Consider the following 15,921-nt stretch of genomic DNA (forward strand, 5'->3'; position numbering starts at 1 on the left):
TCCAGACTCAGATGTAACACACCCCGGGCGCGAAGAATTCCGGGTTCTGCGCGGAGCGGGTCACTCCGGTACGGCGGGCCCGCGGGCGGGAGCCGCACCGGATGCCGGGGCCGGAAACGTGATCCGGCCCACAGCCGACAGCGGCCGACGGACGCCGGGCCCGTCCGGGGGCGGATCCCCCGGCGTCACCGGTCAGCGCTGTCAGAACTGTCAGACGTTGAACCCTAGCATGCGAAGCTGCTCGCGGCCCTCGTCGGTAATCTTGTCCGGGCCCCACGGCGGCAGCCACACCCAGTTGATGACCACGCCGGAGACGAGCCCCTCCAGCGCGGTGTTCGCCTGGTCCTCGATCACGTCGGTGAGCGGGCACGCGGCGCTGGTCAGCGTCATGTCGATGGTCGCCGTCGGGCGGCCGCCCTCGCCGGGGTCCAGGTTGACCCCGTAGACCAGGCCCAGGTCCACGACGTTGATGCCCAGCTCGGGGTCCACCACGTCCCGCAGCGCCTCGGTGACGTCGTCCACGGTCACCTCGGTCGCCTCGGTGCTGACGGCCCCGGTGGGGGTCTCGACCGGCTTGCTCATCCCTGACTCCTCGCCACAGCGTCCTTGAAGGCCATCCACGACAGCAGCGCGCACTTGACCCGCGCCGGGAACTTGGCGACCCCGGCGAAGGCCACGGCGTCGCCGAGGACGTCCTCGTCGGGCTCGACCTTGCCCCGCCCCTGCATCAACTCGGTGAACGCGTCCACCCGGTCCAGGGATTCCCTCACGTCGGACCCCGCGGCCAGCTCGTGCAGCACCGACGCCGCGGCCTGGCTGATCGAACAGCCCTGGCCCTCGTAGGAGACGTCCTCGACCTTGTCCCCCGCGAGCCTCACGCGCAGCGTGACCTCGTCACCGCAGGTCGGGTTCACGTGGTGGACCTCGACGTCGTACGGCTCGCGCAGGCCCTTGCCCTGCGGGTTCTTGTAATGCTCCAGGATCAGCTCCTGGTACATGGATTCGGCGATCATCCGAAGACCTTCTGCACGTGGTGGAGACCGCGCACCAGGGCGTCGATCTCGTCGGTCGTGTTGTAAAGGTACAGAGAGGCGCGCGTGGTCGCGGGGATGCCGAACCGCAGGTGCAGCGGCCGCGCGCAGTGGTGCCCGACGCGGACGGCGATGCCGAACTCGTCGTCGAGGATCTGCCCGACGTCGTGGGGGTGAATCCCCTTGAGCGTGAACGACAGGGTCGCCCCGCGCGCGATGGGGATGCGCGGGCCGATGAGCCGCAGTCCCGGCACCTCGGCGAGCGCGTCCAGCGCGTAGGCGGTCAGCTCCCGCTCGTGCCGCTTGATCGCGGCCATCCCGATCGAGGACAGGTAGTCGCACGCCGCGCCCAGGCCGACGGCCTCGACGATCGGCGGCGTGCCCGCCTCGAACTTGGCCGGGGCCGGGGCGTAGGTCGAGCTCTCCATGGTGACCAGCTCGATCATCTCGCCGCCGCCCAGGAAGGGGGGCATGGCCTCCAGCAGCTCCGCGCGCGCCCAGAGCACGCCGATGCCGGTGGGGCCGCACATCTTGTGGCCGGTGAAGGCGATGAAGTCCGCGCCGGTCTCGGTGACGTCCACCGGCATGTGCGGGACGGCCTGGGAGGCGTCCAGCGCGACCAGCGCGCCGACCTCGCGGGCGCGGCCCACGATCGGGGAGGTGGAGTTGATCGTGCCGAGCACGTTCGACTGGAGCGCGATCGAGACGATCTTGGTGCGCTCGTCGATCAGCTCCTCCAGGCCGGAGATGTCCAGCCGGCCCTCGTCGGTGACGCCGAACCAGCGCAGCTCCGCGCCCGTGCGCTGGGCCAGGAGCTGCCAGGGCACGATGTTGGAGTGGTGCTCCATCTCGGAGATCACGATGCGGTCGCCCGGGCCCAGCCGGAACCGCTCGTCGGTGTTCACCGGGTTCCCGAAGGAGTAGGCCACGAGGTTCAGCGCCTCGGAGGCGTTCTTGGTGAACACGATCTCGTCGCGGCTCGGCGCCGACACGAACGCCGCCACCTTGTCGCGCGCGTCCTCGTAGGCCTCGGTGGCCTCCGAGCCCAGGGTGTGCAGCGCCCGGCCCACGTTGGCGTAGTGGGCCTCCAGGTGCTCGCGCATGGCCTCGACGACCTGGCGCGGCTTCTGGGAGGAGTTCCCCGAGTCGAGGTACGTCAGGGAGCGCCCGCCGGGCAGCTCGCGGGAGAGGATCGGGAAGTCCTTCCGGATCCTCTCCACGTCGAACGGCTGGTCGGTCACGCGGACGCCTTCACGTAGCTCTCGTAGCCCTCGGCCTCCAGCTTGTCGGCCAGCTCCGGGCCGCCCTCCTCGACGATCTTGCCGGCGGCGAAGACGTGCACGAAGTCGGGCTTCACGTAGCGCAGGATGCGGGTGTAGTGCGTGATCAGCAGCACGCCGGTGTCGCCGCGCTCGCGGAAGCGGTTGATGCCCTCGGACACCACGCGCAGCGCGTCCACGTCGAGGCCGGAGTCGGTCTCGTCGAGCACCGCGAACTTGGGCTTGAGCAGCTCGAGCTGCAGGATCTCGTGGCGCTTCTTCTCGCCGCCGGAGAAGCCCTCGTTCAGGTTGCGCTGGGCGAACGCCGGGTCGATGGACAGGGCGTCCATGCCGGCCTTCAGGTCCTTGGAGAACTCGCGCAGCTTCGGCGCCTCGCCGCGCACCGCGGTGACCGCGCTGCGCAGGAAGTTCGACACCGAGACGCCCGGGACCTCGACGGGGTACTGCATGGCCAGGAACAGGCCGGCGCGGGCGCGCTCGTCCACCGACATCTCCAGCACGTCCTCGCCGTCGAGCAGGACGCTGCCGGAGGTGATGGTGTACTTCGGGTGCCCGGCCAGGGCGTAGGCCAGGGTGGACTTGCCCGAGCCGTTCGGCCCCATGATGGCGTGGGTCTCCCCGGCGCGGATGGTCAGGTCGACCCCGTGCAGGATCTCCTTGGGGGGCTCGTTCGCCGCGGCGTCGACGGTGACGTGCAGGTCACGAATCTCAAGCGTGGCCATGGATATCAAGACTCCTGAGTGAGCGAGACGAGCACGTCGTCGCCCTCGATCTTTACTCGGTAAACGGGGATCGGCTTGACCGCCGGGGGCCCCGTGGGCTTGCCGGTCCGCACGTCGAAGCACGAGCCGTGCAGCCAGCATTCGACGGTGTGGTCGTAGACCTCGCCCTCGGACAGGTTGACCTCGGCGTGGGAGCAGACGTCGTGGACGGCGTGGATCTCGCCCTCGGTGCGCACCAGGCACACCGGCGTGTCGCCGACCTCGACGCCCAGCGCGCCGTCCTCGGGGATGTCCTCGACCTTGCAGACCTTCTCGAAACTCACTTCGTGAGCTCCCTCTCCAGCTCCCGCTCCACGGCCGCGGTCACGCGCTCGCGCACCTCGGGTACGGCGATGCGCTCGATGAGCTGGCCGAAGAAGCCCCGGATCACCAGGCGGCGGGCCTCCTCGAAGGGGATGCCGCGGGCCTGGAGGTAGAACAGGTGCTCGTCGTCGAGACGGCCGGAGGCGCTGGCGTGACCCGCGCCGGCGACCTCGCCGGTGAGGATCTCCAGGTTCGGCACCGAGTCGGCGCGGGCGCCGTCGGTGAGCACGAGGTTGCGGTTGAGCTCGTAGGTGTCGGTGCCCTCGGCCTCGGCGCGGATGATCACGTCGCCGATCCAGACGGCGTGCGCGCCCTCGCCCTGCAGCGCGCCCTTGTAGACGACGTTGCTGCGGCAGTTGGGGACCGTGTGGTCCACCAGCAGGCGGTGCTCCAGGTGCTGGCCGGCGTCCACGAAGTAGAGCCCGATCAGCTCGGCGTCGCCGCCCGGCGCGGTGTAGGCGACCGACGGCGACAGCCGTACGAGGTCGCCGCCCAGGGTGACGACGAAGGAGCGGAACACCGCGTCCTTGGCGAGCTGGGCGTGGTGGTGCGACACGTGGACGGCGTCGTCGGCCCAGTCCTGCAGCGACACGACCTTGAGGCTGGCGCCCTCGCCGACGACGAACTCGACGTTGTCGGCGTAGGTGGCGCTGCCCTTGTGGTCGAGCACGAGCACGGCCTCGGCCATCGGCTCGACGACGACCACGGTGTGGCCGTACGCCACGCCGCCCTCGCCGGTCAGCGTGACCACGGTCGGCTTGGAGGCGACGGTCTCGCGCGGCACCGTCAGGACGGTGGCCTTCTCGAAGGAGGTGTAGGCCTGGGCGCTCACGCGGTCGGCGGGCACGTAGGCCTTGCCGACGCGCTCGTCGTCGCGGCCCACGGTCTCCACGCGCAGCTCCGGCGCGGCGTCCACCTCGACGGCCACCCGGCCGCCGGCCTCGGCAGTGCCGTTGTGCAGGCCGCGCAGGCGGCGCAGCGGGGTGAACCGCCACGCCTCCTCCCGGCCGCCCGGGACCGCGAAGTCGTTCACGTCGTACGAGGTGTGCTCGTGCAGCGTCGACAGCGGCTTGGTCGTTTCGAGGCCCATGATCAGCCCACCGCTCCTTCCATCTGGAGCTCGATCAGGCGGTTGAGCTCCAGGGCGTACTCCATCGGCAGCTCGCGCGCGATCGGCTCGACGAAGCCGCGCACGATCATCGCCATCGCCTCGTCCTCGTCCAGGCCCCGGCTCATCAGGTAGAAGAGCTGGTCCTCGGACACCTTGGAGACGGTGGCCTCGTGGCCCATGGAGACGTCGTCCTCGCGGACGTCGACGTACGGGTAGGTGTCGGAGCGGCTGATCTGGTCGACCAGCAGCGCGTCGCACTTCACCGTGGACGCCGATCCCGCCGCGCCCTCCTCGATCTGGATGAGGCCGCGGTAGGAGGTGCGGCCGCCGCCGCGCGCGACCGACTTCGACACGATGGTCGAGGAGGTCTTGGGCGCGAGGTGCACCATCTTGGCGCCGGCGTCCTGGTGCTGGCCCTCGCCCGCGAACGCCACGCTCAGGGTCTCGCCCTTGGCGTGCTCGCCCATGAGGTAGACGGCGGGGTACTTCATCGTGACCTTGGAGCCGATGTTGCCGTCGATCCACTCCATGGTCGCGCCCTCGTAGGCGACGGCGCGCTTGGTGACCAGGTTGTAGACGTTGTTCGACCAGTTCTGGATGGTCGTGTAACGGCAGCGGGCGTTCTTCTTCACGACGATCTCGACGACCGCGCTGTGCAGCGAGTCGGACGAGTAGATCGGCGCGGTGCAGCCCTCGACGTAGTGGACGTAGGAGTTCTCGTCCACGATGATCAGGGTCCGCTCGAACTGGCCCATGTTCTCGGTGTTGATCCGGAAGTAGGCCTGGAGCGGGATCTCGACCTCGACGTTCGGCGGCACGTAGATGAACGACCCGCCGGACCACACGGCCGTGTTCAGCGCGGCGAACTTGTTGTCGCCCACCGGGATCACGGTGCCGAAGTACTCCTGGAAGAGCTCCGGGTGCTCCTTGAGCGCCGTGTCGGTGTCGAGGAAGATGACGCCCTTCTCCTCGAGGTCCTCACGGATCTTGTGGTAGACGACCTCGGATTCGTACTGCGCCGCCACACCCGCGATCAGCCGCTGCTTCTCCGCCTCGGGGATGCCCAGCTTGTCGTAGGTGTTCTTGATGTCGGCGGGCAGGTCGTCCCAGGACGCCGCCTGCTTCTCCGTGGAGCGCACGAAGTACTTGATGTTCTCGAAGTCGATGCCGGTGAGGTCGGAGCCCCAGGTCGGCATGGGCTTCTTCTCGAAGAGCTTCAGGCCCTTGAGGCGCAGGTCGAGCATCCACTCCGGCTCGTTCTTGAGCTGGGAGATGTCACGGACGACCTCCTCCGACAGGCCACGACGAGCCGAGGCTCCGGCCACGTCGGGGTCGGCCCATCCGAACTTGTAATTCCCGAGGCCTTCCAGCTCCGGGCGTTCAGTGATCGTCATACGGAGGTCCCTCCGGACTCCTTGTTCTCTTCGTCGGTCTCGTTCAGCCGCTTCGGGCTCACGTGCGTGGTGCAGACGCCGTCGCCGTGGGCGATCGTCGCCAGCCGCTGCACGGGGGTGTCCAGCAGCCGGGCGAACGCCTCGGTCTCGGCCTCGCAGAGCTGCGGGAACTCCGCCGCCACGTGCGCCACGGGGCAGTGGTGCTGGCAGAGCTGCTCCCCGCCGACCTGGGCCCGGCTCGCGGAGGCGGCGTAGCCGTCCGCGGACAGGGCCTCGGCCAGCACCCGCACCCGCTGGTCGGCGGGCGCGCCGTCCACCACGGGGCGGTATCGCCGCTCCAGGTCGGCGACCTGGTCGCGGGCGAACTCGGCGACCGCCTGCTCCCCCGCGCGGGACGCGAGGAACCGCAGGGCGCTGGTCGCCAGGTCGTCGTAGGTGTGCTCGAACGCGCTGCGGCCGGCGTCGGTGATGCCGAACTGCTTGGCCGGGCGCCCCCGTCCCCGCTGCCCCATGCGTACGGCGCGCCGCGGCTCGATCATCCCGTCGGCGAGCAGCGCGTCGAGGTGACGGCGCACGGCGGCGGGGGTCAGGCCGAGGCGCTCCCCCAGGGCGGCGGCGGTGACGGGCCCGTGCTCCAGGATGAGCCTGGCCACACGCGCGCGCGTGCCGCGCTCGGCGACGCTGGCGCCGCCGAGCCCGGCAGGGCCGAGACCGGCGGGCCGCGGCGCGGACTGCTCCACGCCGGCCGCCTGCGGGCCTCGATTCCTGCCGGTCACGTTTTTCACAACATCAGTGTGGCGTAATTCCTTCCCGCGAGACAAACCCGGGGGTCGCTTCCCGACATGGAATTCGTCACGCAGGTTAGGCTTACCTAACCGGAAGGTCGCTGCGAATGCCCGCGAACAGGTCGTCCTCGGGCAGATCGCTGTCCACGAGGGACCGCGCCAGATGGTAGTCCTCGGTCGGCCACACCTCGCGCTCGATCTCCACGGGCACCGCGAAGAACGGGCCGTCGGGGTCGATCTGGGTCGCGTGGGCGAACAGCGCCTGGTCCCGCACCGCGAAGTACTCCCCGCACGGCACCCGCGTCGTCGCCTCCCACGACTCCGGCCACTCCTGCTCGGACCACTCGCGCAGCGTCGCCAGGTGCGGCGAGTCGATGCCGCGCCGCTCGAGCTCGCCGAAGACCGTGGTCATCCACTCCTTGGTGAACGACACGTGGTAGTAGAGCTTCAGCGCCTGCCAGGGCTCGCCCGCGTCCGGATACCGGTCGGGGTCGGCCGCCGCCTCGAACGCCTCCATCGACACCCGGTGGGTCATGATGTGGTCCGGGTGCGGGTAGCCGCCGTTCGGGTCGTACGTCAGGATCACGTGCGGGCGGAACTCCCGCACGAGCTTGACCAGCGGCGCCGCGGCGACCTCCAGCGGCTGCACGGCGAAGCACCCCTCGGGCAGCGGCGGCGGCGGGTCCCCCTCGGGCAGGCCGGAGTCCACGAACCCCATGAACCGCTGCTCCACGCCGAGGATCTCGCGCGCCCGCTCCATCTCCTGGCGGCGCACCTCGGCCAGGTTCTCCCGGATGCCGGGCTTCTCCATCTTCGGGTTGAGGATGTCCCCGCGCTCCCCTCCCGTCATCGTCGCGACCATCACGCGAGCGCCCTCGCGGACGTACCGCGCCATGGTCGCCGCCCCCTTGCTGGACTCGTCGTCCGGGTGCGCGTGCACAGCCAGCAGCCGCAGTGGTTCCGTCACGGCGAGTTACCCCCAGTTCCCGAGGTTCGACAATCCTGGCCAAACACCCACCTCCAACACCCCCATTCCCTCCCGCATTCCACTCCGGCCCCGAATTTCCACCCCCGCTTCCCACCCCCCACCGCGTGATCACGCACTTCTGAGCACACCCCGTGCGTACCACCGCGTGATCACCGCCAAGGCGGGCGTCGGCGGGGCACCGCCGTACGGCGGAGTCGCGGCACGGGTGGCACCCGGAGCGGGAGGCCCGCCCCTCGCAGGCCCGGAGCCCCGGCATCCCCGCCCCCGCCCTCACGCGCACGCCACGCCGGCGCGAGGCGGCACCCACCCGCGCCACCCGCCCCGACCGCTCCCCTCGCCGTGATCATGCGGTTTTGAGCACACCCTGTGCGCAAAACCGCATGATCACGGCGAGGGAGAAGCCCGGCGGGACGTCGCCACGTGGTGGACGCGGGCGGAGGTGGGGGCTTCGGGACGTCGCCCCGTGGGGGCGCGGGCGTGGGTGGGGGCGTCGCCGCGTGGGGATGCGGGCGGGGGTGGGGGTTGGGGGCGTCGCCGTGTGGTGGGAGCGGGGCTTCGGGAGGTCTCCGGGGGTGGGCTCGGGGTGGCCCCGGGATGGTCAGGCGGGGCGGGAGGCTATGGACAGGAGGTCGGCTGCGGGGCCGGTGAGGTGTCGGCCGCGGCGCCAGACGGCGCGGAGCCAGCGGCCGAGGCCGATGCCGTCGACGGGGATCTCGATGAGGCGGCCGGCGGCGACCTCGGACTCGACGGCGTAGGCGCTGAGGACGGCGGGGGCGACGCCGGCCGACACGGCGCCCTTGACTGCGGCGTTCGAGCCGAGTTCCAGGCGGGGCGGCGCGGCGGGGTGGCCGTACAGGGCGCGGGCGAGGGTCTCGCGGGTGCCGGAACCCGCCTCGCGTACGGCCAGCGGGGTGGCGGCCAGCTCGGCGGGGGTGAGCGCGCGGCGGCGGCGGGTCCACGGGTGGCCGGGGGCGACGACCACGACGAGGCGGTCCTGGCCGACGACGCGGCTCTCCAGGCCCGGCGGGACGCCCGGACCCTCGACGAAGCCGAGCTCCAGGTCGCCCTCGCCGACCAGGCGGGCGACCTCGGCCGAGTTGGCGACGGTGAGGCCCACCTGCACCTCGGGCTGGCGGGACTGGAACTCGCCGAGCCAGCGGGGCACGAGGTATTCGGCGACGGTCATGCTGGCGGCGACGCGGAGCTCGGCGCGGCGGCGCTCACGGAGGGCGGTCACGCCCCGCATCAGCTCGTCGGCGGCGTCGAGCACCTGGACGGCCCAGTCGGCGACCATCTTGCCCTCGGGCGTGAGGGCGGAGCCGCGCGGGGTGCGCTGGAGCAGCGGCAGGCCGAGCCGGCGTTCGAGCACGGCCACGCGCTTGCTCGCGGACGGCTGCGCGATGCCGGCCGCCCGCGCCGCGCGGCCCAGGCTGCCCAGTTCCCCCACCGACACGAGGAGGCGGAGGGATTCGAGATCGGGCGGCTCACTCATAGCCCAAGCCTATGAGCTGCCAGCGAAATGCCCGCTACCGGTCCCTTCGTCCACCGCCCATCCTCGAGAACGGCGCGCCGCGTCCCGAGAACCCGCGGAGCCGGGGCCCGGGACCGCGACGCGGAACCGGGACAGAGCGGAACCGGGACAGAGCGGCACCGGGACAGAGCGGAACCGGGCGGGACGGGGAGAGGGGCGGGGAATGGCGACGGCGGACCTGGACGTGCGGACGCGGGAGCGGGGGGACGCCGCGCGCCTCGTCGCGCGCACCGGACCGGGTCTGGCCGTGGTGCTGGCGGCGACGGCGCTCGCCTACGGCGTCAACCGGCTGCTGCCCGCCGTCAGCGCGCCCGTCCTGGCCGTGGCGCTGGGGGCGCTGCTGACCAACCTCGGCGGGCTGCGGGAGACGGTCCGCCCGGGGATCGCGGTCGCCTCCAAGCCGCTGCTGCGGGCCGGGATCGTGCTGCTGGGGCTCCAGCTCGCGCTGCCCGACGTGCTGGGCCTGGGCGCGGGCACGCTGGCGGTCGTCGTCGGCTCCGTGGCGGTCACGTTCACCGCCACCCGCTGGTGGATCGGGCGGTGGTTCGGCCTCTCCCCCGCGCGGGCGCTGCTGCTGGCCACGGGCGTGTCGATCTGCGGGGCGTCGGCGATCGCGGCGATGAACACGGTGGCCGGCGCGGAGGAGGACGACGCGGCGAGCGCGCTGGCCGCGGTGACGCTCTTCGGCAGCCTGGCGATCGTGCTGTTCCCGTTCCTGGGCGCCGGGCTCGACCCCGCGGCGTACGGCGCCTGGGCGGGGGCGAGCGTGCACGAGGTCGGGCAGGTGGCCGCCATCGGCGCCGCCGCGGGAACGGTCGCGGCCGGCCCCGCGGTACTCGTGAAGCTCAGCCGCGTGCTGCTGCTGGCCCCGCTCGTGGCCCTGGTGAGCCTGGGCCGCAGGCGGGCGGCGGCCGGCGGCGCGGGCCCGGCCGGCGCCGGGGGCCCGGCCGCGCCCGTGGTGCCGCTGTTCGTCGCCGGGTTCCTGGCCGCGATGGCGGTGCGCAGCCTGGGCGTCCTGCCCGCGGAGGTGGTCTCGGGGGCGAACACGGCGGCGACGCTGCTGCTGACGGCCGCGCTGTTCGGGCTGGGGACCGGGGTGGACCTGCGCCGCCTGGTCCGCGGGGGGCTGCCGACGCTCGGCGCGGGGCTCGTCTCGACGGCGCTGCTGATGACCCTCACGTACGCGGGGCTGGTCCTGGTTCGTTGAGCACGGCCGTTTCTCCCTAGACTCGTTTCCCATGACCTCCCCTGCCGTCGAGCTGACCGAGCTGGTCAAGCGCTATGGCCCGCGCACCGCCGTGGACGGGTTGACCCTGGCCGCCGCCCGGGGCGCCGTCACCGCGATCCTGGGCCCCAACGGCGCGGGCAAGACCTCCACGATCGAGATCTGCGAGGGCTTCCGCCGGGCCGACGGCGGGAGCGTGCGCGTCCTCGGCCTCGACCCGGTGCGCGACGCCCGCGACCTGCGGCCGCGCGTCGGCGTCATGCTCCAGGCGGGCGGGGTGCCCCCGGCGATGCGCGCCGGGGAGTGGCTCCGGCTGGTGGCGCGGTTCCACGCCCACCCGCTGGACCCGGCGGCGCTGCTGGAGCGGCTCGGCCTGACCGAGCACGCGCGCACACCGTACCGGCGGCTCTCGGGCGGGCAGCAGCAGCGGCTCTCGCTGGCGGCGGCCGTGATCGGGCGGCCGGAGCTGGTGTTCCTCGACGAGCCCACGGCGGGGCTGGACCCGCAGGCGCGGCACGCCTGCTGGGCGCTGGTCGAGGACCTGCGGGCCGCGGGGGTGTCGGTCGTCCTGACCACGCACCACATGGACGAGGCCGAGCGGCTGTCCGACCACGTGGTCATCATCGACCGGGGCCGGGTGGTGGCCGAGGGCACCCCGGCGGAGCTGACCGGGGCCGAGCGGCAGCTCCGGTTCCGCGCGCGGCCCGGGCTGTGCCTGGAGGAGCTGCTGTCCGCGCTGCCCGCGGGGAGCGCGGCCAAGGAGTCCCCTTCCGGCCACTACATAATCGAGGGCCAGGTGGACCCCGAGCTGCTCGCCACCGTCACCGCGTGGTGCGCGGCCGAGGGGGTCACGACCGAGGACCTCAGCATCGAGCGCCGCACTCTGGAGGACGTCTTCTTGGAACTCACGGGCAGGGAGCTGCGGTGAGCGCGCTGGACTTCGCGCCGCGGCCGGGCGCGGCGCCGTTCGCGTCCATGGTGGCCGCGCAGGCGGGCGCCGAGGTGCGCGCCATGCTGCGGAACGGGGAGCAGCTCCTCCTCACCATGATCATTCCGGTGCTGCTGCTCGTGGGCTTCTCCAAGGCCCCGATCGTGGACCTGGGCCCCGGCGAGCGCGTGGACTTCGTCGCGCCGGGCGTGCTGGCGCTGGCGGTGATGTCCACGGCGTTCACCGGGCAGGCGATCGCCACCGGCTTCGAGCGGCGGTACGGCGTGCTCAAGCGGCTCGGCGCGACCCCGCTCACCCGCCCGGGGCTGCTGCTCGCCAAGACGCTCGCGGTGATCGCCGTGGAGGTCGTGCAGACGGCGGTGATCTGCGGCGTCGCGCTCGGGCTGGGCTGGCGGCCGCAGGGGTCGGCGGCGGCGGTGCTGGCGCTGGTGCTCGCCGGCACGGCGGCCTTCAGCGGCCTGGGCCTGCTCATGGCCGGCACGCTGCGCGCCGAGGCCACGCTGGCCGCGGCCAACCTGGTCTACCTGGTGCTGCTGGGCGTCGGCGGGGTGGTCTTCCCGCTCGACAAGCTGCCGGCCGCCGCCCGCCCGGTGCTGGAGCTGCTGCCGATCACGGCGCTGACCGACGGCGTGCGCGACGTGCTCCGCGACGGCGCCGCGCTCCCGCTCGCGCCGCTGGCGATCCTGCTCGTCTGGGCGGCCGCGTCGCTGGCCCTGGCCGCGAGGACGTTCCGGTGGGAGTGAGCGCGCAGGCCGTGGGCGTCGCGGCCGCCTACGAGAACGCCCCCCGCCGGCCGCTGCGCCCCGGCGCGCTGCTGCGGGCGGCCTCCGACGCGATCCCGCCGTCGGGCCTGGTGCTCATGGCGATCCTGTCGGTGCAGCTCGGCGCGAGCTTCGCCAAGACGCTGTTCGCCACCCTCTCCCCCAGCGGCGTCACCCTCGTCCGCATCGCGACCGGCGCGCTGATCATGCTGGTGGTCGTACGGCCCCGCCTGCGCGGCCACTCCTGGCGCGACCTGGGCGTGATGGCGCTGTTCGGGTTGTCGCTCGCGGGCATGAACCTGTCGTTCTACGAGGCGATGTCGCGCCTGCCGCTCGGCGTCGCCGTGGCGATCGAGTTCCTCGGCCCCCTCGCCCTCGCGGTCGCCGCCTCGCGCCGCAGGCTGGACATCCTGTGGGTGCTGCTCGCCGGCGCCGGGGTCCTGCTGCTGATCGGCCCGTGGAACCAGGACCTGGGCGGGCTGAGCTGGGCGGGCATCGGCTTCGCCCTGCTGGCCGCCCTCGGCTGGGCCGCCTACATCCTGCTGTCGGCGGCCACCGGCAAGCGGTTCAGCGGCACCAGCGGCCTCGCCCTGGCGATGGGCGTCGCCGCGATCGCCGCCGCCCCGGCGGGCGTGGCGACCGCGGGCGAGGCGCTGCTCGACCCGCACACCCTGCTCATCGGCTGCGCGGTCGGCCTGCTCTCCTCGGTGATCCCGTACTCCATCGAGCTGGAGGCCCTGCGCCGCATGCCCCCGCGGGTGTTCGGCATCCTGATGAGCCTCGAACCCGCCGTGGCCGCCCTCCTGGGCCTGGTCGTCCTCCAGGAGTTCCTGGACCCGCACCAGTGGGCCGCGATCCTCTGCGTCGTCATCGCCTCGGCCGGCGCCACCAAGTCCGCCGCTTCTCCCTGACCCAGGCCCCGGACCGTACGGCGTCCCCGCGCCGGGCGGGGCCGTACGGTCCGGACAGGGCCCCGCGCACGCCGTACCGCCCGCTCGCGGACGCCTCGCGGCGCGAGATCGCGGGGCCGGGCGGGACTCGCCGGTACCGCCGGTGCCTGGGCCGCGCCCATCGCCACACCCCTTGAGTCCCCGCGCCCGGCGGGGGCCGGGTCAGGGGCGGGACCAGATGCCGCGGGTCTTCTGGATGTGGCCGGTGGTCAGGGTGGCGGCGGCGGTGGCGTCGCGCTGGAGCATCAGGTCGAGGAGGTGCAGGTGCTCGCGGGCGGAGTCGACCAGGGCGCCGCGCTCGGCCAGGGCGGACAGGCCGTAGAGGCGGGCGCGGTTGCGCAGGTCGCGGACCACGTCGACGAGGTGGGAGTTGCCGGCCAGGCCCAGCAGCGCCAGGTGGAAGCGGATGTCGGCGTTGACGTACGTCAGGAGGTCGCGGGCCTCGGCGGCGGCGACGATCTCCTCGGCGACGGGCCGCAGCCGCTCCAGGGACTCGGGGTCGGCGGTCTCGGCCAGGCGGGCGACCACCGGGACCTCGATGAGGCCGCGCAGCTCGGTGATCTCGTCGAGCTCGCGGTCGGAGAGCTCCATGACGCGGAAGCCCTTGTTGCGCACGGCCTCGACCAGGCCCTCCTTGGCCAGGTCGAGCATGGCCTCGCGGACCGGGGTCGGCGACACGCCGAACTGGGCGGCGAGCACCGGGGCGGAGTAGACGACGCCCGGCCTCATCTCCCCGGCGATGAGGGACGCGCGCAACGCCTGCGCCACCTGCTCGCGCAGACTCTGCCGTCCTCCCACCACGGGCAGGTCGAGCTGGTCCATGTCATCTCCTCCAGGGGGTTCTACATCGCGGTGAACAGTTCTCGCCAGGTCATACCCCTCCTCCTGAACGGTTGGCAGGGATTACCGGCCGAAGCGGCGCGCGGCACACGACGATAGCGTCAACCGGGCCCCGGCACGCACCGCGCCCCGCCGCCGGGAACGCCGTTCCCGGCGGGAATCGGTGCCCGAAACGGAGCCCGAGACGGAGCCGGAAACGGGGCCCGAGACGGAGCCGGAAACGGGGCCCGGATCGGGGCCCGGGCCGGGGCCCGGGCCGGGGCGGCGGCGGGGGGCGGCGCGGGCGGGCTCATCGCAGGGTGAACCCCGGCCCGAGCGGATCACGCGGATCCAGGGTGAAGCGGTGCTCCCCCGTCCGGTAGGCCATCCCGGTGACCTCGGGGATCACCGCAGGGCGGCCCTCGGACACGGTCTCGGCGGCCACCCGCGCGGTGAAGACCGAGCCGACGAGGCTCTCGTGGGTGAGCGTGCCCCGGAACCCGTCCTCGTGCAGCAGCGCGAGCCGGGCGGCGGTGCCCGAGCCGCAGGGCGACCGGTCCACCTCCCCGTCGGCGAACACCGTGACGTTGCGCTGCCGCCCGGGGCCGAGCTCCTCGTGGAAGACCACCCCGTAGACCCCCGACAGGCGCGGGTCCGCGGGGTGCTCGGCCGCCGGGTGCCCCGACAGCGCCGCTTTCACCTCCCGCCCGGCGGCGATCAGGGCGCCGAGCGAGCCGGGCCGCAGCGCCAGCCCGAGCGCCGCCGCCGGGACCGAGGCGTACACCGCCCCGCCGTACGACAGGTCGGCCTCGGCCGTGCCGTACGCGGTCCGGACCCCGATCCCGCGGGCGAGCACGTAGGAGGGGACGGAGCGGAACGTCACGGCGTCCCGCTCCACCTTCGCGACCACGCGCCCGGAGGGCACGTCGATCGGCACCTCGCTCCCGGGCGCGGCCAGCCCGGTGTCCACCGCCCACGCGCCGAGCGCGATCGTGCCGTGGCCGCAGGCGGTGGAGTACCCGTCCTTGTGCCAGAAGACGGCCCCGAACCGCGCGCCCGGGTCGTCCGGCGGCACCAGGAAGCACCCGTACATGTCGGCGTGCCCGCGCGGCTCGTGGCACAGGAGCCGGCGGATCACATCGATCTCGGGGGCCCGGGCGGCGAGCCGGCGCTCGGCCACCGTGGCGCCGGGGATGGGCGGCGCCCCGGCGACCACGATCCGGAACGGCTCGCCGCCGGTGTGGTAGTCCACGGTGCTGATCACCGGGACGCCCCCGGCGCCGGGAGGGACGCTCATCCGAGGTACGCCTCCACGACGCGCGGGTCCGCGCGAAGGTCCCCGGCCGGGCCGTCCAGGGATCCCTCCCCGCTCTCGATCACGTAGCCGCGGTGCGCGATCCGCAGCGCCGCCCGCGCGTTCTGCTCGACGAGCAGGACGGCGGTGCCCTCGGCGTTGATGTCGGCGATCAGGCGCATCACGGCGGCGACCACCAGCGGGGCCAGCCCCATCGAGGGCTCGTCGAGCAGCAGCAGCCGGGGGCCGGCGACGAGGCCCCGCCCGATGGCGAGCATCTGCTGCTCGCCGCCGGACAGGGTGCCGCCGTGCTGGTCGCGGCGCTCGGCGAGCCTGGGCAGCAGCTCGTAGACGCGCTCCACCCGGGACCGCAGCACCGACTGGTCCCGGACCAGGTACCCGCCGAGCTGCAGGTTCTCGTGCACGGTGAGCGTGCTGAAGATCCGCCGCCCCTCGGGCACGTGGACCAGCCCGGCCGCGACGATGTCCGGGGGGCTCGCCCGGGTGATGTCGCGCCCGTCGAACCGGATCGTCCCGGCGCTCGGCCGGACCAGCCCGGAGATCGCCGACAGCGTCGTGGTCTTGCCCGCGCCGTTGTTGCCGAGGAGCGCGACGATCTCGCCCTCGCCGACGGTCAGGGACATGCCGCGCAGCGCGTGGACCCCGCCGTAGTGCACGTCAAGCCCGGAGACCTCAAGCACGGCTCGTCCCCTCGCCC

Annotated in this window: 17 protein-coding genes; 4 read left to right on the top strand and 13 right to left on the bottom strand. The window is 73.1% G+C overall.

The annotated features are described in order from the left end of the window. Nucleotides 1–210 precede the first annotated feature (210 nt). From D5H75_RS04895 to D5H75_RS04940, 10 genes are all read right to left on the bottom strand, one after another. Nucleotides 211–582 carry a metal-sulfur cluster assembly factor gene (locus D5H75_RS04895; protein WP_119925066.1) on the bottom strand — a complete coding sequence of 124 codons (372 nt, stop codon included), beginning with the start codon at nt 580–582 and terminating at the stop codon, nt 211–213. After that, complete coding sequence (gene sufU, locus D5H75_RS04900; RefSeq protein ID WP_119925067.1) at nt 579–1,013, bottom strand: Fe-S cluster assembly sulfur transfer protein SufU; 435 nt, start codon at nt 1,011–1,013, stop codon at nt 579–581. Before sufU ends, D5H75_RS04895 begins: the two co-directional genes overlap by 4 nt. Further along, the gene (locus tag D5H75_RS04905) at nt 1,010–2,272 is read right to left on the bottom strand and encodes a cysteine desulfurase (protein WP_119925068.1); all 1,263 of its coding nucleotides are present in this window, start codon (nt 2,270–2,272) and stop codon (nt 1,010–1,012) included. Before D5H75_RS04905 ends, sufU begins: the two co-directional genes overlap by 4 nt. Then, nucleotides 2,269–3,033: a Fe-S cluster assembly ATPase SufC gene (gene sufC, locus D5H75_RS04910; protein WP_119925069.1), complete on the bottom strand. Its 765-nt coding sequence runs from the start codon at nt 3,031–3,033 to the stop codon at nt 2,269–2,271. Before sufC ends, D5H75_RS04905 begins: the two co-directional genes overlap by 4 nt. Nucleotides 3,034–3,038: 5 nt before the next feature. Then, entirely contained in the window at nt 3,039–3,356 is a 318-nt protein-coding gene (locus D5H75_RS04915; RefSeq protein ID WP_119925070.1) for a non-heme iron oxygenase ferredoxin subunit, read from the bottom strand. Then, a complete protein-coding gene (gene sufD / locus D5H75_RS04920; protein ID WP_119925071.1) occupies nt 3,353–4,486 on the bottom strand; it encodes a Fe-S cluster assembly protein SufD in 1,134 nt (377 codons plus the stop codon). Before sufD ends, D5H75_RS04915 begins: the two co-directional genes overlap by 4 nt. A gap of 2 nt (nt 4,487–4,488) precedes the next feature. Then, nucleotides 4,489–5,901 carry a Fe-S cluster assembly protein SufB gene (sufB, locus tag D5H75_RS04925; RefSeq protein ID WP_119925072.1) on the bottom strand — a complete coding sequence of 471 codons (1,413 nt, stop codon included), beginning with the start codon at nt 5,899–5,901 and terminating at the stop codon, nt 4,489–4,491. Next, nucleotides 5,898–6,686: a helix-turn-helix transcriptional regulator gene (locus D5H75_RS04930; protein WP_422673209.1), complete on the bottom strand. Its 789-nt coding sequence runs from the start codon at nt 6,684–6,686 to the stop codon at nt 5,898–5,900. Before D5H75_RS04930 ends, sufB begins: the two co-directional genes overlap by 4 nt. 82 nt (nt 6,687–6,768) lie before the next feature. Further along, complete coding sequence (gene mca, locus D5H75_RS04935) at nt 6,769–7,653, bottom strand: mycothiol conjugate amidase Mca (RefSeq protein ID WP_119925074.1); 885 nt, start codon at nt 7,651–7,653, stop codon at nt 6,769–6,771. Nucleotides 7,654–8,272: 619 nt separating this feature from the next. Further along, complete coding sequence (locus tag D5H75_RS04940; RefSeq protein ID WP_119925075.1) at nt 8,273–9,166, bottom strand: LysR family transcriptional regulator; 894 nt, start codon at nt 9,164–9,166, stop codon at nt 8,273–8,275. Nucleotides 9,167–9,368: 202 nt separating this feature from the next. On the opposite strand from D5H75_RS04940, the gene D5H75_RS04945 reads away from it, so the two are divergent. From D5H75_RS04945 to D5H75_RS04960, 4 genes are read left to right on the top strand one after another with little or no spacing between them, the layout of a single operon-like run. Beyond that, the gene (locus tag D5H75_RS04945) at nt 9,369–10,412 is read left to right on the top strand and encodes a YeiH family protein (protein WP_119925076.1); all 1,044 of its coding nucleotides are present in this window, start codon (nt 9,369–9,371) and stop codon (nt 10,410–10,412) included. 31 nt (nt 10,413–10,443) lie between these two features. Continuing rightward, nucleotides 10,444–11,358, top strand: coding sequence for an ABC transporter ATP-binding protein (locus D5H75_RS04950; protein WP_119925077.1), 915 nt, complete (start codon nt 10,444–10,446; stop codon nt 11,356–11,358). A gap of 47 nt (nt 11,359–11,405) precedes the next feature. Beyond that, a complete protein-coding gene (locus D5H75_RS04955) occupies nt 11,406–12,122 on the top strand; it encodes an ABC transporter permease (RefSeq protein ID WP_119925232.1) in 717 nt (238 codons plus the stop codon). Then, entirely contained in the window at nt 12,113–13,051 is a 939-nt protein-coding gene (locus D5H75_RS04960) for an EamA family transporter (RefSeq protein WP_422673213.1), read from the top strand. The genes D5H75_RS04955 and D5H75_RS04960 overlap by 10 nt, the downstream gene beginning before the upstream one ends. A gap of 201 nt (nt 13,052–13,252) precedes the next feature. On the opposite strand, the gene D5H75_RS04965 is transcribed toward D5H75_RS04960, so the two are convergent. The 3 genes from D5H75_RS04965 to D5H75_RS04975 all read right to left on the bottom strand — a co-directional run bounded on the left by D5H75_RS04965 (nt 13,253) and on the right by D5H75_RS04975 (nt 15,904). After that, the gene (locus tag D5H75_RS04965; RefSeq protein ID WP_119925078.1) at nt 13,253–13,912 is read right to left on the bottom strand and encodes a GntR family transcriptional regulator; all 660 of its coding nucleotides are present in this window, start codon (nt 13,910–13,912) and stop codon (nt 13,253–13,255) included. A 307-nt stretch (nt 13,913–14,219) separates the two neighbouring features. Beyond that, complete coding sequence (locus D5H75_RS04970; protein WP_119925079.1) at nt 14,220–15,206, bottom strand: proline racemase family protein; 987 nt, start codon at nt 15,204–15,206, stop codon at nt 14,220–14,222. Beyond that, nucleotides 15,203–15,904: an ABC transporter ATP-binding protein gene (locus D5H75_RS04975; protein WP_242453975.1), complete on the bottom strand. Its 702-nt coding sequence runs from the start codon at nt 15,902–15,904 to the stop codon at nt 15,203–15,205. The genes D5H75_RS04970 and D5H75_RS04975 overlap by 4 nt, the downstream gene beginning before the upstream one ends. Nucleotides 15,905–15,921: the final 17 nt, after the last annotated feature.

The organism is Bailinhaonella thermotolerans (assembly GCF_003594875.1).
In the GTDB taxonomy this organism is placed as follows: Bacteria; Actinomycetota; Actinomycetes; order Streptosporangiales; family Streptosporangiaceae; genus Bailinhaonella; species Bailinhaonella thermotolerans.

Bases quoted from the DNA above. Each gene is read 5' to 3' on its own strand.
- sufB (WP_119925072.1), bottom strand. From the start codon at position 5,901: ATGACGATCACTGAACGCCCGGAGCTGGAAGGCCTCGGGAATTACAAG.
- D5H75_RS04965 (WP_119925078.1), bottom strand. From the start codon at position 13,912: ATGGACCAGCTCGACCTGCCCGTGGTGGGAGGACGGCAGAGTCTGCGC.
- sufC (WP_119925069.1), bottom strand. From the start codon at position 3,033: ATGGCCACGCTTGAGATTCGTGACCTGCACGTCACCGTCGACGCCGCG.
- sufU (WP_119925067.1), bottom strand. From the start codon at position 1,013: ATGATCGCCGAATCCATGTACCAGGAGCTGATCCTGGAGCATTACAAG.
- D5H75_RS04940 (WP_119925075.1), bottom strand. From the start codon at position 9,166: ATGAGTGAGCCGCCCGATCTCGAATCCCTCCGCCTCCTCGTGTCGGTG.
- D5H75_RS04895 (WP_119925066.1), bottom strand. From the start codon at position 582: ATGAGCAAGCCGGTCGAGACCCCCACCGGGGCCGTCAGCACCGAGGCG.
- sufD (WP_119925071.1), bottom strand. From the start codon at position 4,486: ATGGGCCTCGAAACGACCAAGCCGCTGTCGACGCTGCACGAGCACACC.
- D5H75_RS04955 (WP_119925232.1), top strand. From the start codon at position 11,406: ATGGTGGCCGCGCAGGCGGGCGCCGAGGTGCGCGCCATGCTGCGGAAC.
- D5H75_RS04945 (WP_119925076.1), top strand. From the start codon at position 9,369: ATGGCGACGGCGGACCTGGACGTGCGGACGCGGGAGCGGGGGGACGCC.
- D5H75_RS04950 (WP_119925077.1), top strand. From the start codon at position 10,444: ATGACCTCCCCTGCCGTCGAGCTGACCGAGCTGGTCAAGCGCTATGGC.
- D5H75_RS04970 (WP_119925079.1), bottom strand. From the start codon at position 15,206: ATGAGCGTCCCTCCCGGCGCCGGGGGCGTCCCGGTGATCAGCACCGTG.